General features: G+C 63.3%; 20 protein-coding genes. 9 read left to right on the forward strand and 11 right to left on the reverse strand.

Annotated features, from left to right (window positions below; all coding sequences use genetic code 11):
- Window positions 1–72 precede the first annotated feature (72 nt).
- The 3 genes from BCCGELA001_RS24590 to recA all read right to left on the reverse strand — a co-directional run bounded on the left by BCCGELA001_RS24590 (window position 73) and on the right by recA (window position 3,299).
- On the reverse strand, window positions 73–1,047 hold the full coding sequence (locus tag BCCGELA001_RS24590; RefSeq protein WP_236840747.1) for a hypothetical protein: 975 nt from the start codon (window positions 1,045–1,047) through the stop codon (window positions 73–75).
- A 56-nt stretch (window positions 1,048–1,103) separates the two neighbouring features.
- The gene (locus BCCGELA001_RS24595; RefSeq protein ID WP_060737809.1) at window positions 1,104–2,102 is read right to left on the reverse strand and encodes a hypothetical protein; all 999 of its coding nucleotides are present in this window, start codon (window positions 2,100–2,102) and stop codon (window positions 1,104–1,106) included.
- 108 nt (window positions 2,103–2,210) lie between these two features.
- Window positions 2,211–3,299 carry a recombinase RecA gene (recA, locus tag BCCGELA001_RS24600; protein WP_018316624.1) on the reverse strand — a complete coding sequence of 363 codons (1,089 nt, stop codon included), beginning with the start codon at window positions 3,297–3,299 and terminating at the stop codon, window positions 2,211–2,213.
- 220 nt (window positions 3,300–3,519) lie between these two features.
- On the opposite strand from recA, the gene BCCGELA001_RS37325 reads away from it, so the two are divergent.
- From BCCGELA001_RS37325 to BCCGELA001_RS38480, 3 genes are all read left to right on the forward strand, one after another.
- Window positions 3,520–3,708, forward strand: coding sequence for a hypothetical protein (locus BCCGELA001_RS37325; RefSeq protein ID WP_061847407.1), 189 nt, complete (start codon window positions 3,520–3,522; stop codon window positions 3,706–3,708).
- A 230-nt stretch (window positions 3,709–3,938) separates the two neighbouring features.
- Window positions 3,939–4,139 (forward strand): hypothetical protein, encoded by a 201-nt coding sequence (locus BCCGELA001_RS24605; protein ID WP_008564080.1) that lies wholly within the window; start codon window positions 3,939–3,941, stop codon window positions 4,137–4,139.
- 148 nt (window positions 4,140–4,287) lie between these two features.
- Complete coding sequence (locus BCCGELA001_RS38480; RefSeq protein ID WP_008564078.1) at window positions 4,288–4,455, forward strand: hypothetical protein; 168 nt, start codon at window positions 4,288–4,290, stop codon at window positions 4,453–4,455.
- A 737-nt stretch (window positions 4,456–5,192) separates the two neighbouring features.
- On the opposite strand, the gene BCCGELA001_RS24620 is transcribed toward BCCGELA001_RS38480, so the two are convergent.
- Complete coding sequence (locus BCCGELA001_RS24620; protein WP_060736525.1) at window positions 5,193–5,450, reverse strand: DUF2798 domain-containing protein; 258 nt, start codon at window positions 5,448–5,450, stop codon at window positions 5,193–5,195.
- 217 nt (window positions 5,451–5,667) lie between these two features.
- On the opposite strand from BCCGELA001_RS24620, the gene BCCGELA001_RS24625 reads away from it, so the two are divergent.
- On the forward strand, window positions 5,668–5,856 hold the full coding sequence (locus tag BCCGELA001_RS24625; RefSeq protein ID WP_060737810.1) for a hypothetical protein: 189 nt from the start codon (window positions 5,668–5,670) through the stop codon (window positions 5,854–5,856).
- Window positions 5,857–6,020: 164 nt separating this feature from the next.
- Window positions 6,021–6,254 carry a DUF6894 family protein gene (locus tag BCCGELA001_RS24630; RefSeq protein WP_060736526.1) on the forward strand — a complete coding sequence of 78 codons (234 nt, stop codon included), beginning with the start codon at window positions 6,021–6,023 and terminating at the stop codon, window positions 6,252–6,254.
- A 10-nt stretch (window positions 6,255–6,264) separates the two neighbouring features.
- On the opposite strand, the gene BCCGELA001_RS24635 is transcribed toward BCCGELA001_RS24630, so the two are convergent.
- Both BCCGELA001_RS24635 and BCCGELA001_RS24640 read right to left on the reverse strand, forming a co-directional pair.
- Entirely contained in the window at window positions 6,265–6,519 is a 255-nt protein-coding gene (locus BCCGELA001_RS24635; RefSeq protein ID WP_060736527.1) for a hypothetical protein, read from the reverse strand.
- A 103-nt stretch (window positions 6,520–6,622) separates the two neighbouring features.
- On the reverse strand, window positions 6,623–6,916 hold the full coding sequence (locus tag BCCGELA001_RS24640; protein ID WP_060737811.1) for a hypothetical protein: 294 nt from the start codon (window positions 6,914–6,916) through the stop codon (window positions 6,623–6,625).
- Window positions 6,917–7,287: 371 nt separating this feature from the next.
- Here BCCGELA001_RS24640 and BCCGELA001_RS24645 point away from each other — a divergent pair, with 371 nt between their 5' ends.
- Window positions 7,288–7,752 carry a PaaI family thioesterase gene (locus tag BCCGELA001_RS24645; protein WP_060736528.1) on the forward strand — a complete coding sequence of 155 codons (465 nt, stop codon included), beginning with the start codon at window positions 7,288–7,290 and terminating at the stop codon, window positions 7,750–7,752.
- A gap of 138 nt (window positions 7,753–7,890) precedes the next feature.
- Here BCCGELA001_RS24645 and BCCGELA001_RS24650 read toward each other — a convergent pair whose 3' ends face one another.
- Together BCCGELA001_RS24650 and BCCGELA001_RS24655 are read right to left on the reverse strand one after the other, a co-directional pair.
- Window positions 7,891–8,184: an HdeA family protein gene (locus BCCGELA001_RS24650; RefSeq protein WP_060736529.1), complete on the reverse strand. Its 294-nt coding sequence runs from the start codon at window positions 8,182–8,184 to the stop codon at window positions 7,891–7,893.
- A gap of 479 nt (window positions 8,185–8,663) precedes the next feature.
- The gene (locus tag BCCGELA001_RS24655) at window positions 8,664–8,888 is read right to left on the reverse strand and encodes a hypothetical protein (protein WP_060736530.1); all 225 of its coding nucleotides are present in this window, start codon (window positions 8,886–8,888) and stop codon (window positions 8,664–8,666) included.
- A 152-nt stretch (window positions 8,889–9,040) separates the two neighbouring features.
- Here BCCGELA001_RS24655 and BCCGELA001_RS24660 point away from each other — a divergent pair, with 152 nt between their 5' ends.
- Together BCCGELA001_RS24660 and BCCGELA001_RS24665 are read left to right on the forward strand one after the other, a co-directional pair.
- On the forward strand, window positions 9,041–9,445 hold the full coding sequence (locus BCCGELA001_RS24660; protein WP_008564053.1) for a hypothetical protein: 405 nt from the start codon (window positions 9,041–9,043) through the stop codon (window positions 9,443–9,445).
- A 108-nt stretch (window positions 9,446–9,553) separates the two neighbouring features.
- The gene (locus BCCGELA001_RS24665) at window positions 9,554–9,886 is read left to right on the forward strand and encodes a hypothetical protein (RefSeq protein ID WP_008564051.1); all 333 of its coding nucleotides are present in this window, start codon (window positions 9,554–9,556) and stop codon (window positions 9,884–9,886) included.
- Window positions 9,887–9,949: 63 nt separating this feature from the next.
- On the opposite strand, the gene BCCGELA001_RS24670 is transcribed toward BCCGELA001_RS24665, so the two are convergent.
- Together BCCGELA001_RS24670 and BCCGELA001_RS24675 are read right to left on the reverse strand one after the other, a co-directional pair.
- Window positions 9,950–10,414, reverse strand: a complete 465-nt coding sequence (locus tag BCCGELA001_RS24670) for a DUF6691 family protein (RefSeq protein ID WP_008564049.1) — start codon at window positions 10,412–10,414, stop codon at window positions 9,950–9,952.
- 5 nt (window positions 10,415–10,419) lie between these two features.
- A complete protein-coding gene (locus tag BCCGELA001_RS24675; protein ID WP_060737812.1) occupies window positions 10,420–10,848 on the reverse strand; it encodes a YeeE/YedE family protein in 429 nt (142 codons plus the stop codon).
- Window positions 10,849–11,037: 189 nt separating this feature from the next.
- Here BCCGELA001_RS24675 and BCCGELA001_RS24680 point away from each other — a divergent pair, with 189 nt between their 5' ends.
- Window positions 11,038–12,207: a GNAT family N-acetyltransferase gene (locus tag BCCGELA001_RS24680; RefSeq protein ID WP_060736531.1), complete on the forward strand. Its 1,170-nt coding sequence runs from the start codon at window positions 11,038–11,040 to the stop codon at window positions 12,205–12,207.
- Window positions 12,208–12,213: 6 nt separating this feature from the next.
- Here BCCGELA001_RS24680 and BCCGELA001_RS24685 read toward each other — a convergent pair whose 3' ends face one another.
- Complete coding sequence (locus BCCGELA001_RS24685; protein ID WP_008564040.1) at window positions 12,214–12,879, reverse strand: DsbA family oxidoreductase; 666 nt, start codon at window positions 12,877–12,879, stop codon at window positions 12,214–12,216.
- Window positions 12,880–12,998 lie beyond the last annotated feature (119 nt).

Below are 12,998 nucleotides of genomic sequence, written 5' to 3' on the forward strand. Positions count from 1 at the left end.
GCGCTCGCTTGTGCGCAAGAAAAGCTATGGGTTTCGCTGCGCTCTACCCATCCTACGGCACTGAGCGTAAATCTATGGCGCAACCAGCGAACGGCTTTCGCGATCCCATCGCCAGAGCTTCTCGTTGGTCAGTTCAGTGCCGCCCCACCAGCGATAGATCCGGTTGTGGCGCCACATATCGTCCTCACGCGCAAAAATGGAACGACCGAGTTCGGTCAGCGTGACCTTCCACTCGCTCCTGCCGAAGTAGCGATCCTCATTGTTGAACGCCGGATCGCCCAACAAGATCGGCGGCGCCGAATATGCCCCCAGTTCGAGCAAGGCTTCGCGCGCGTCGTCTTCGTCGAACACGTCGCGGAGCCAACACGCCTCGGTGACGCGCCTTGGGTCGGTGTGCCCATCGTTCACAAAGTCCAGAATATCCATTTCGCTGGCACCTAGGCCCGTCACGTTGTCCGGAAGCTCTTCAAGCAACGCGATGAGCGCCGGCCGAAGTCTCGGCAGGATCGTCAGATCCGTCATCAGAAGATCGAAACATGGCTTTGGCGTTTCAGCCCGATAGGCTTGCCAGGCGCGGCGTGCCAAGACCAAATGATTTTCGGTCACCTTGAAGGCCGGCAGCTTCCATTTTGCGACAGATTCGGGAGGGTAGTGCGCAACATGGTCATCCGTGTGCACCAGACTGAGCTTCGTCGTAATCTCCTTGTAGGGGCGAAGCAAGTCCAGCAGCCAGACCAGCACAAGCTGATCGTTTGGTCGAGGATCGACCCATATTTCAATTGAGTCGAACTTCGAACATAGCTCGAAGAAACCGATATCACGCGTTCCGAACCCCTCCAGCGAGCCACGACAAGCGTCATCGAGCCAATGATCGCCGGAATTGCCATGCTTTGTCGATCGGCGCTCCAGCCCCATCAGAAGCTGTTCGTCGGAAGGCAATTTCCTCCACACGAAGCGTGGATAGAACCCAAGCACGACATTCGCTTGGCGCGACTGGCGAAGAAGGTCTTCGTCAAGATGGTTCGTGGCTAAGATCAAATGGGACACGGTCGCCTCTCAAAAATTGATACGCAATACAGGAACGCTGAGAGCATGCGTACGCCTCACTCAGGCGCGATCAACGCGCGGCTCTCGGCGTCCCATCGCCAAAGCCGTTCGCTGGTGAGAAGCGTGCCACCCCAACAGCGGCGAATCGTATTATGGCGCCGGAAGTCCTCTTCTCCCGCCAGCGCCGCCGTCCCGAAATCGGTGAGCGACAAGCGGGACCGCTTGTATTGCGCGAAACGGCGAGCATCGTCATGCATGTCGAGCGTGAATGGCCCCTCCTCCAACCCGGCTACGGCCGGTACTGGACATCGCGCGAGCCCATCGAGCAGGGTTCCGACTTCCCAATAAGCGTACACGCGCCGCTCGTTGCGCTTCTCTTGACCGGGGAAGACGTCAAAGGGCTGCACATTCCCTGGTGAGATCAACTCGAGCATTCGCGTCTCAGTCGCTGCAAGACCGGTAGTCCTGCTCGGAAGCTCATCGAGCAGGTCGAGGGCACACCGTTCAAGCTGCGGAAGCAAACTCAAATCCGATTTGAGAAGGTCGAACCAAGCCTGCGGCGTCGACGCGCGATAGGCCCGCCACGCACGCGCCGCCAGTTCGACGTGTTCTTGCGTGACCTTAACGATCGGCGGGTTCAGCTCGGTAAGCCGCTCCGGCTCGGCGCCACCAACGGCCAAGTCCAGGTAACATATCGCGAGTTTGGAGACTGCCGCTCCCTTGCTGCCGCAATGGTCGAGCAGCCAAAGCAAAACCAATTGTGCGTTTGGCTCTGGCCCGACCCACAGTTCGGCTAGATCACATTCCGACAGCAGCTCGATCAGTCCACGGTCTTTCAATCTCGACTCTTCGAGACGCCACGACGGCGTGTCGTCCAGCCAATGAAGGCCTCGAGGCTGCATCCTACGCGGGGTAAAGAATGCCTCCAGCTCCTCCTCGGACGGCAACGGCCCCCAGACAAGCCGGTGCTCGATGGCGATGACGAGATCGGCGAGCCCAGCGCGTTGCAAGGCGCCGGCAGCGGACGAATCTGTTGTCAGAATCAGGCGCTTCACCGCAATCACCTGCGTTCGCTAAGCCGCCAAAACGAAACGGGCACTGACGACGTCGGCAACTCAACGTCCTCAGCGCCCGCTCCTCGCGAAAAACTTTCGCGCTAAGTCTTACTCGTCCGCAGGCTCCTCGCCGTCGGCGTCGCTCTCGGGCGTGCCGGCCAGGATCTGCTCGGAGATCAGGCCGGAGTTCTGGCGGATCGAGGTCTCGATCTTGGCGGTAATGTCCGGGTTGGCCTTCAAGAACGCTTTCGAATTCTCGCGACCCTGGCCCAGGCGCTGGCTGTCATAGGAGAACCAGGCGCCGGACTTCTCGACGATGCCGGCCTTGACGCCGAGATCGAGGATCTCGCCCATCTTGGAGACGCCCTCGCCGTACATGATGTCGAACTCGACCTGCTTGAAGGGCGGTGCCAGCTTGTTCTTCACCACCTTGACGCGCGTGGTGTTGCCGACGACTTCGTCGCGCTCCTTGATCGCGCCGATGCGGCGGATGTCGAGGCGGACGGAGGCGTAGAACTTCAACGCGTTGCCGCCGGTGGTGGTCTCGGGCGAGCCGTACATCACGCCGATCTTCATGCGGATCTGGTTGATGAAGATCACCATGGTGTTGGACTTGTTGATGGACGCCGTCAGCTTGCGCAACGCCTGGCTCATCAATCGCGCCTGCAGACCCGGCAGCGCATCGCCCATCTCGCCTTCTAGCTCGGCCTTCGGCACCAGCGCTGCGACCGAATCGACCACCAGCACGTCCACCGCACCCGAGCGCACCAGGGTGTCGCAGATTTCCAGCGCCTGCTCGCCGGTGTCGGGCTGCGAGATCAACAGCTCGTCGATGTTGACGCCCAGCTTGCGGGCATAGACCGGGTCGAGCGCGTGCTCGGCGTCGATGAAGGCGCAGATGCCGCCCTTCTTCTGCGCTTCCGCCACCGTATGCAGCGCCAGCGTCGTCTTGCCCGATGATTCCGGCCCGTAGATCTCGACGATGCGCCCCTTGGGCAGGCCGCCGATGCCGAGCGCGATATCGAGACCGAGCGAGCCCGAGGACACCGCCTCGATGTCCATGGAGCGATCGTTCTTGCCGAGCTTCATCACCGAGCCCTTGCCGAACTGGCGCTCGATCTGAGAGAGCGCGGCGGCCAGGGCTTTACTCTTGTCCATGGAAGATCCTTCGACGATACGCAGGGCAGTGGCGGACATTGGGTCGTGCTCCTTATGGCGAGGATTCGGGTGCGGGACAAACGATTGGGGCAGCGGGTCGTCGATAAAATCAATGTACCCTATCTGTTCTCTGTTCGCAATATGTTCTTTTGCAGATTGGGGACTGTCAGCCCTCGCCACACAGCACTTTGAAAAGCCCGGACTTATGTGCTACAGAATGTAACGCTACATATCGTCTCACTTGTCCCGGGAGGAATAGATGAGGTCAATCGCCACGATCGTTCTCGCGCTGTCCGTGCTCGCCGGCTCGCCATCGGTGCAGGCGCAGTCGGCGAACACGCCGACATCCGCGGCGCCGAAAGCCGGTGCCAAAATCACCAAGAAGTCTCAGCTGCACGATGGCTGCCACAGCCGGTACGCCCAGATGCTGGGCAAGCCCTGTCACTGACATTGCTGGCTCAATCTCCAGAGGCCGCCGCGGTTGGCGGCCTCGAGTTGAGGACCTTCGGTGCGTGCCCTCAAATGGCCAACAATCGTCGATCTCCGTGCGTGTACAACTGAACAGACCCGAATTCGTTTCTGAACCCTAATGCACCATCACCGCACGAATCCTGGCGACGACCGGTGACGAGAACGCCAATCGCGCTCCCGCCTTCCTCCGATGGAAATGAGCGCGTCATGTTCAGGCGACGGCGATTCAAGCAGCAGCTGACCCTCCAGGATCGGCTGGCCGCATGGGCGAAGCAGGTCGAGGAGCAGGCCTCCAGGCTGCCGCCTGGCCCCGAGCGAGACGCCCTGCTCAAGAAGGCACGACGAGCCGACATCGCCAATCATCTGCATGATTGGGTCAAGTCTCCCGGGCTGCAGCCGCCGAAATAGCGGTGCGTTCTCATTCGCCGTGAAGCTGATGCGCATCAAAGACGCGCGGCCTGCGCGCTGTCATAATTCCGCAATCCTACGGCACTGAACCTTTTCGCGGCCTGCGGCCTTCTGTCGGGATGGGACCGCAACTCTGGGGATCTCTGTCATGACTGAAAGCACGCAGCCCGGCGCCATCAGGCGCAACCCCCTGCTCGAGGCCGCGCAGGAGGAAATGCTCAAGTTCGAGCGCACAGAAAACGAATTCCGCAGGAAGGACCGCGACGAGCGTGCCGCCGAGCTCCGTCTGCCCCTGGACGACATCAAGGTCCATTAAGCCGGAAGGGTGGTCGTCGGACCCGTCTGGGCTGCGGCCAACCCAAGGCCGACCTCTCGGGAACCGGCATGGTCCGGGTATAACTCATGCCCGATTAAGGTATCTAAATACCATAATTAAGTTATTGATTACACGACAGAATTCCCCACCGGCCTACTGTGCATGGGGTTGTTTTCGCCTTTTTTGGCGATGGCGGCGCGGCGCGCCCACCGGGCCCGCCCTACAGCAGCGCCAATAGCACGAGGCCGATGACCAGCACGACGAAGCCAGCCGCCGTGGCGGCGGCGAATGACCGCTCTACGTTATCCATGATGCACCCCATCGCCGCCGCGCCACGTTTCCCCCATGGCTGCGCCGGACCATCCGGAATCTTGCCGACCGATGTGTCGCCAGTCGTGCGGCCGGATGTCGAAATTGGGACCGGCCAGGGGCCAGTCTGAGGCCTCGCGATCCCTGCCCTCTGCTGCGCCCCCGTCAGGCGCATGTAAGCCGGAACGCCTAATATCGCGGTGCCCGGTGGACCAACACCGGGCCTCCATACCCAACCGAGGACCCCGCTCTCCCCGAGCGGGGTTTTCTGTTTGCGGGCATGGCGGGGCACGGGATGATTCGATCTGCCGAACTGTCAGGCTGACGTAAGCGCAGGCGGCTATGGTCGGCTTGCTAGGTGTTGCAGCCCAGCACCTCAGCCTCCAATAACTTTCTCCCCCGCTTGGCTCTCCCCAAGCGGGGTTTTTTCATGCCTGGCGGCGGGTTCGCAGCCCGCCGTCATCCCGTGTCAGCCGCAGCGAGACGGCGCGGATGGCGGGCGCAGCGAGCAGCACGATCGGCAGCATGGCGCCCCATGCGATCAGCCACGACGCGATCCAGTGCCCGAGGAAGACTATGGCGCTTGCGGCGGGAAAGCTCGCGATGCCCGCGGCGATCAGCGAGGTCAGGCCGGACTGGATGACGCCGAAGACGAGATGGGAGTAGCGGCGGGGAATGCCGAGCATGAGACGTCCATGGTTGCCTCACCAAGCCAAGCAAGGCATGTGCCGTCGCACGGTGGTACTCCGTGGTTCTCCGACCATGAACAGAGTTCCCGCCCCCGTCCCGGCGTGCGCTTTCCGTGAACGGCGAGGAGGTTTGTCGACATATTTCGCTTGTCCGGGGAATATCATGACGCCCATCATGTTGTAGGTCACGGACGGTGAATCGTGGGAGATGACCATGAATCACAGGGGCGTCGAATTCACCCTCGCCAAGACGGCCATTCCCGGCATCTGGCAGTGGCAGTTCCGCATCGGCGAGCAGATCAAAACCGGCAGGACCGAGACCAAGATCGACCTGCTCGCGATCCGGCGGGTGCAGCTGCGCATCGATCGGGAGCTGAAGGCCATCGAGCGCAAAACGGCCTGAGCAAGTTGGCCTGAGCCGGCTGGCCTGAGCGCGATCAGCGCGTGGCGGCGCGATCCGAATGGCCACGCCCGTAGCCGCCCGGAATTGATCTGACGGGGATTTGGGATTGCACTGCGCGCCCGTGGCCTTGGAGGGCGGGCCATCACGCGCGATCGGTGCCAGCCATGCCGCTCTATTTTTTTCGAATCCGGAACGGCCGCTATTCCGGCTGCGCGGATCAGGCGTCGGAATTTGCCGATCGCGAGTCGGCGTGGAAGGAGATGACCAATGTCTGCGCCGACATGGCCGCCGGCATTGCGCGCAAGCTCCAAGAAAATTCCGAATGGCACATGGAGCTTCTGGACGAGACCAAGGAGCCGGTGTTCCGGATTCGCATCGTCTCGGAAACGCTAGACTAGGAGTGCGGCCCTAATCGGCGCTGGGCAGCCGGCGCATGGTGAATTCGATGTCGCCGCCGGGCAGTTCGCGCCAGGTCTCGACCGCGCTCATGTAACCCGCCTTGGGATAGCGGGCGAAGAAGGCCTCCGCCCTCGCCCGCGCCGCCGCGCGCGGCAGCGTGAAGGTCTCGCGCAGATAGCCGTCGCCGGTCGCATGGCCCGCCTTGCCGCCTGCTTTGCGCCGGCGCGCCATGCGCTCGGCGAGATCCCGCGGGCGATCGGCCATGTCACGCCTCCTTGACGCAATACGCTTTCGCGGAATGTAGGAGGCCGGCAAGGCAAAGGGGAGTCCCGATCGGAGGCCTCAGCCGCCTCCGATCGGCGCAGGGTCAATTGGCGGCCGTGCCGGATTTCTTCTTCGGTGCGCTGGTCGCGGCCGAGGCCTTCGGCGCCGCCGACTGCTTCGGCGGATCGGAGCGCATGCCGCCCCAGGGATCGTTGGACGTCTTGGTGTCCGGAATCTTCTTCAGCGTTTCCTTGTAAGCCTTGTCACGTTCGGCTTCGGCCGCCTTCTCCTCGGGGGTCTTGCTCGGCGCATCCTGCAGCAAATTGAGCTGGGGCATTTGCGCATAGGCAGGTCCCGCCAGCACGGCCAGCACCGCGGCCAAACGGAAAAACTTCATCATCCACTCCTTGATCATCCATGACGCGCGGATCGCCCGCGCCTTGTCGTCCTTGTCGCGGCGAAGCGCAACCCCAGGGCTGCATGGCCGTTACAACCGGTCCGATCTGCACGATTTCGGCGCATGCAGCCAGTCGTCCCAGATCGGCCCGCATCTGGTGCACCCGTTCAGCACAAGGCCGAGCGCAGCCAGACAAAAGACCAGGACACATCGACGCAACATCATCCACCCGTACCCAAGCGCGGCATCATATCGGGCGAAGTCGGGCATTTTCAAGCCGACCGGGCCGGCGCCGGACCGGGTGACTTTGCCACGCCGATACGCGCAGAATGCCGCGGAAACATCCGGCAACAATGGAGGGAACGACAGTAATGCCAATGCAGCCCAACGCCGAGTTCGGCATCACGGAGGCCGGACGCATCCTCGGCGAGGTCTTTGCGCCCTGGGTTCAGGATCTCGGCCTTTCGGTCGAGCGCATCGAGATCGCACAGCCTGCGGACGCGCCGGACTGGCAGCCGGGCGCGGTCTTGCGCATGCCGTTTTCGGAGCGGCTGTGCCGCAACGGCGGCATCGTCTGCGGCCAGGCGCTGATGGCGCTCGCCGACACCGCGATGGTGATCGCGATCTTCGCCGCCAATCGCGGCTATCGTCCGATGACCACGGTCGACCAGACCACCCATTTCATGCGCGCGGCCAGCGCCTCGGACGTGCTTGCGGATGCCCGCGTGGTCCGACTCGGGCGCACCATGAGCTTTGGCCGCGTCACCCTGCTGTCGGCCTCCGACAACAAGCCGGTCGCGATGGTGTCGAGCGCGTTCGCGATGCTGCCGGGCTGAGCATCTTCCCAAAAAAAGAGAGCCGCGGCAGCGCAAGGCGCACCGCGGCTCTGCATCACGTTTTTGTCGAACACATTTGCATCGAAGCGAGAGACAAGCGCGATTGCGGCCGCGCTTCAGGCGGTACGCTCCTAGGAACTACTTGCCGAGAATTTCGTCGGCCGCGGTGACGACACTGACGGTCGGATTCTTTCCGCAATAGGCACCGAACTTCTTGGCATTCTCAATGAACACCTCGGTGTCGATGATCGCGTTGTCCTCGTCGCCCTTGTACCAGCCGTCCATCCAGGTCAGCACGACCGCGATGTTGTCTTCCCCACTATCGAGGAATTGCTTGCAGCTCATGGTCGAGAGGTCCCACTTGGCGGCCTGGGCGGGCATCGACGACAGCGAAAGCGCCGCGGCGAACAGAAGCGAAAGCGTGGTCTTCATCGGAATCTCCATCGGCGCGTAACGCCATAAAGGAAAGGGCTTGCAGGAAAAGTCTGCGGGAAGTGACTCGCCGCTTCGACGTCGTAAACGAAGTCTGAAGCGCTGTGCAAGTAACGCCAGTATTGCGTGTGACAATTTCGTGCGGAATTGCCGCCCTGTTTGGCGCAGCGACCGGCGCGTAGGCCTCGCTTCGTGCAATGACGTACGCGATGTGAACACGCGTTCGCATCACATCCACAATACGATTATGATTGCGTGGTACGACGGCGGCGACGTCAACGCAGGCTTGCGATCGCGAGCACGACGATCGCGAGTACGATCATCGATGAGACCGCGAGAAATCGTCCGCCAGGACGATCGATGGTGCGCGACCACAATGTCGGCGCAGCGTCAGCCGAAACGCGGCGACGCTGTCGCCGATCGAGGTGCCGCGATCCCTCGCAGTGGCGAGGGGCGGGAGCCATCGGAATCTCCGCGTTCTATTTCGTCTTCTTGGCGGGCTCGCTCGGGCGCGCCCCGCCCCACGGATCATACTTATCCTTGGGCTCGGGAATGCGATCGAGTGCGGCCTTGTAGGCCTTCTCGTCGACCTTGGGCTTGTTGTCCCCCTGCTTGGTCCCTTCATTGGGCTGGCGCCGACCCTGCGCCTCGGCCGCTCCGGTCGCCAACGCCAGCAATGCGGCGGCTATGACCAAAACCCTCATCGATGCAATCCCCCTCGTCTGGGGCACAAACTAGCCTGCATTCCCGTATTAGCAAATGCCGCGGGTTCTAAGGCTTCAGCAAAACTTGATCGGGCCTGACTTCGCCGGATCGCATTCGTGCCTATCTGTTGGCCCGCAGGGGACCTCCACGGATGTTGCGGATCATTGCTCATGCGGCGCTGTTCGCCGGCGCGCTCGCGCTCGGTGGATGCGGCTTTGCCGACAGCCGGGCGCCGGTGCCCGAGTTCATGCGCATGAAGGAAGCCGAGCAGCCGCCGCCCGAACCGGTCCCCGACGTCAAGCGCGTGGTGCGTGAGCAGATCGACGTCGTCTTCCTCAGCACGTCCTATCCGCGCGAGGTGCACGTTGCACCGCCCCATCGTGAGGTGCGCGGAGCGGGCTGGACGGCATGCGTCCGCGCGCAGCTCACCTCGGCAACCGGGACGCCGCTGGGCGCTCAGACCTACATCGTGACGATCATGGGCGGAAAGGTCGTCGATCGCCGACGCGCGGAAGGCGACGACATCTGCGGGACCGAGACTTACGAGCCGATCTAGGAACAACCGCCTTGCGGAGCGCCGGGTTCCGGGAAAAACCAGCATCAAAGCGGGGAACGATCGCCGCCTGCCCTTCTTGTTACCGCCGAGGGCAGTTTCGAGGAGGACATGATGAGGACATTCACGATTGCGCTGTTGGCCGGCGTCGGTGCGTTGGCCGCAGCAACGGGCGCCAAGGCGGCCGACGTCTATGCGACCGGCGAATACATGAATCCCGATCTCATCCAGGAAGTGCGGATGGTCTGCGACGAGGACGGAAATTGCTACCGCAGCCGCAGCCGCTCGCGCGTGATCGTGCGCGACTCCTATGCGACCATGCCGAGCGATCGATATTACGAGCGACGGACCTATCATCGCCATTATGACGACGGCCCGCGCGCCGGCGTCGGCATCCGCGCGCCCGGAGTCAGCGTCGGCGTCGGTGTCAACGACCGCTGGTAATCGATGACGTCACGATGGGCGGGATGGGACCGAACGAGCGAAGACTCGCCCGGTCCCATTCGGTCAGGCTTCAAGTGAGTCGGCCGGCGTGACGATGCGCGCCGCCGGCGAATGCGCGATGAACCGGGCAAGCACCATGCCGGCAAACATCGCCGCGACGAAGATGAACGCCGAAGTCGAGCCAAGTCCGAGCGCGGTCAAGGCCGGTCCCGGACAGAAGCCTGCCAATCCCCAGCCGATGCCGAAGATCGCGGGACCTGCGATGATCCTGACATCGATGTCCCTTCGTGAGGGAAGATAAAACCGCTCGGCGAAGACCGGACGTGCGTGCTTCAGGACACGGTTGAAGCCGATGAAGGTCACTGCGACGGCACCGGCCATCACGAACGCAAGGCTCGCATCCCACGTCCCCGCGGGAATACCACCGAGGTCGAGGAAGTTGAGAACCTTGGCCGGGTCCGACATGCCCGACACGATGAGGCCGAGACCAAAGATCAGGCCGATCGCGAATTGAACGAGAATGGCCATCGCCGTCAGCTCCAGTGCCGCATAACGAAGACCGTCGCAACGGCCGTCGTTATGAAGGTGATGGTCGCGACCAGTGAGCGCGCCGAGAGGCGGGACAGGCCGCAGACGCCATGGCCGGACGTACAGCCACTGCCCCACACCGAACCGAAGCCGGTGAGGAATCCCGCGACGATCAAAACGGCCGGCCCGGTCGCGATCGTCTGCGCAGGAAGTCGTCCGGTGACGAGCAGGACCAGCACGGGGGCGGCGACGAGACCGGCGACGAAGGCGAGGCGGCCGGCAAATTCGCCGTCTTCGTAAGGCGGAAACAGCCGCGCCGCGATGCCGCTGACCCCGGCGATACGTCCGTTCGCCCACATCAGCAGAACGGCGGACACCCCGATCAGCGCGCCGCCCAGGAGCGATGCCATTGGCGTGAAAGGCGTCGCGATCATCGTGATTCTCCAGGTCCAGAACAATCCCTGTGCATCCATCGATACGACCAGCGATCGGGCGCACGGATGCTCAACGAGACGTTAATACTACCATTCGAATTGACGCGGCGTCCCAACGGTATTTTCCAATCTTTACGCTAAGCATGACAGTAACGCGGTCTTGGCCCGCGTGAATGGGGATGATGGGACGTGGTCGACATCGCGCAGCAGGCAGCGATCAATCCGGCATCGGCAAGCGATGCCATGGCCGGCCGCGCGCGCATTCCGCTCACCTCGATCGATGCCGGTCAATGGCGTGCGCTCGCGCAGCGCGCAATCGAGCCGAACGGCTATTACCTGCCCGGCTGGGAGCTCGCCGTCAGCGCGACGGCGCGCGGCCGCACGGATGCGTCGGCGCTCACCGCCTTCGACGCTTCTTCGACGCGGCTGATTGGGCTGATGCCGGTGACTTCGCTCTGGCGCGCCTGGAAGATTCCCCTGCCCGCGCTGGTGAGCGCGCATCCCTATGGCACGCTGTGCAGCCCGCTGATCGACCGGGACGCCTCCATCGAGGGCGCCGCGCAGCTGTTGCGGCAAGCGCGCGCGGCCGGAGCCCATGCGCTTGTGCTGAACGACGTCGCGCTCGACGGCGCGGCGATGACCGCGCTCAATCACGTTCTCGATCGCGACGGCCTGAAGCCGCGCGTGCTCAGCTCCTACATCCGCGCCAGCCTCGATGCGACGCAGGACGGCGATGCGCTGCTACGCGAAGCCCTCGGCGCCCGGAAGCTCAAGGAGCTGCGCCGGCAGCGCCACCGGCTCGAAGAAAAGGGTCCTGTCGCGTTCGAAATCGCGCGAGGGCGCGACGAGATCGGGCCGGCGCTCGAAACGTTCCTGCAACTTGAGGCCAGCGGCTGGAAGGGCAAGCGCGGCACCGCGCTGATCCAGCATGCGGGCGATGCCACCTTCATCCGCCGGGCCGTGCCGGCGCTGGCGGAAACCGCGCAAGTCGAGATCATCACGCTTCGAGCCGGCACGACAGCGGTCGCCGCCGGCATCGTGCTGCGTCACCAGGATCGCGCCTTTTTCTTCAAGCTCGGCATCGACGAGCGCTTTGCAAAATATTCGCCGGGCGTGCAGCTCACGCTCGACCTCACGCGCCATCTCTGCGCCGATCCGGCCATTACAAGCGCGGATTCGACCGCGAGTGCCGATCATCCCATGATCAACCCGATCTGGCGCGGACGCTTCGCGATCGGCGACGTGCTGATCCCGCTACGGCGGCACGATCCGGTAGTGGCACTGATTCACGGGGCGCTGGTGGCGCACGACGCCGCCTACGCGGCCGCGCGCCGCGCCGTTCGCTTACTTCGCAAATAGGCCAGCTTACTCCGCCGCCTCGGCGTTGATCTCTGCCGAGACCTGGCGGATGGCGCGGGCGAGCAGGTTCGGATCCTGCGCGCCGGAGACGGCGTATTTCTGAGCGAAGACGTAGGTGGGTACGCCGGAGATGCCCTTCTCGGCGGCCTCCTGCGCATCGGCCGACACGCGCGCGACATCCTCGTCGGTGGCAAGGCGCTTGCGCACATCTTCGGGGTCGAGACCGATATCGGCAGCCGCCTGCACCAGCACATTCACGTCGGTGAGGTCGCCGCCGTCGCGGAAATAGAGCTCCATCAGACGCTGCTTCATCTCCGGGGCCTTACCGATCGCCTCGGCCCAGAGGATCAGGCGATGGCAATCGGTGGTGTTGGGCTGACGCGCCACCAGCTCGGGCTTATAGATCAGCCCCTCCTCGCCCGCCGCCGCAACGACGCGCCCGGCGATGCCCTTGTAGGCTTCGACCGAGCCGAACTTCTGGGTAAGATAGGCCTCGCGGCTGATGCCTTCGCGCGGCACCCACGGATTGAGAAAGAAGGGCCGGAAATTGAGCTTGACCGGAACGTCTGGCACAAGCGCCAGCGCGCTTTCGATGCGGTGCTTGCCGATATAACACCAGGGGCACACCACATCGGAGACGACGTCGATCTGGAGCGGTTTCAGCGTGCTCATGGCGGTGCCTCCTTCGGGCATTCAGCGGGTCCGCCGGAAGATAAGCCGAACCGGAGGCTGCGCAAGCCGCCCGCCCCGCATGGCTCACGACTTCACCTCTGCGGTTATTGTGAGGGGCC

This window comes from Bradyrhizobium sp. CCGE-LA001, assembly GCF_000296215.2.
Classification (GTDB): Bacteria; Pseudomonadota; Alphaproteobacteria; order Rhizobiales; family Xanthobacteraceae; genus Bradyrhizobium.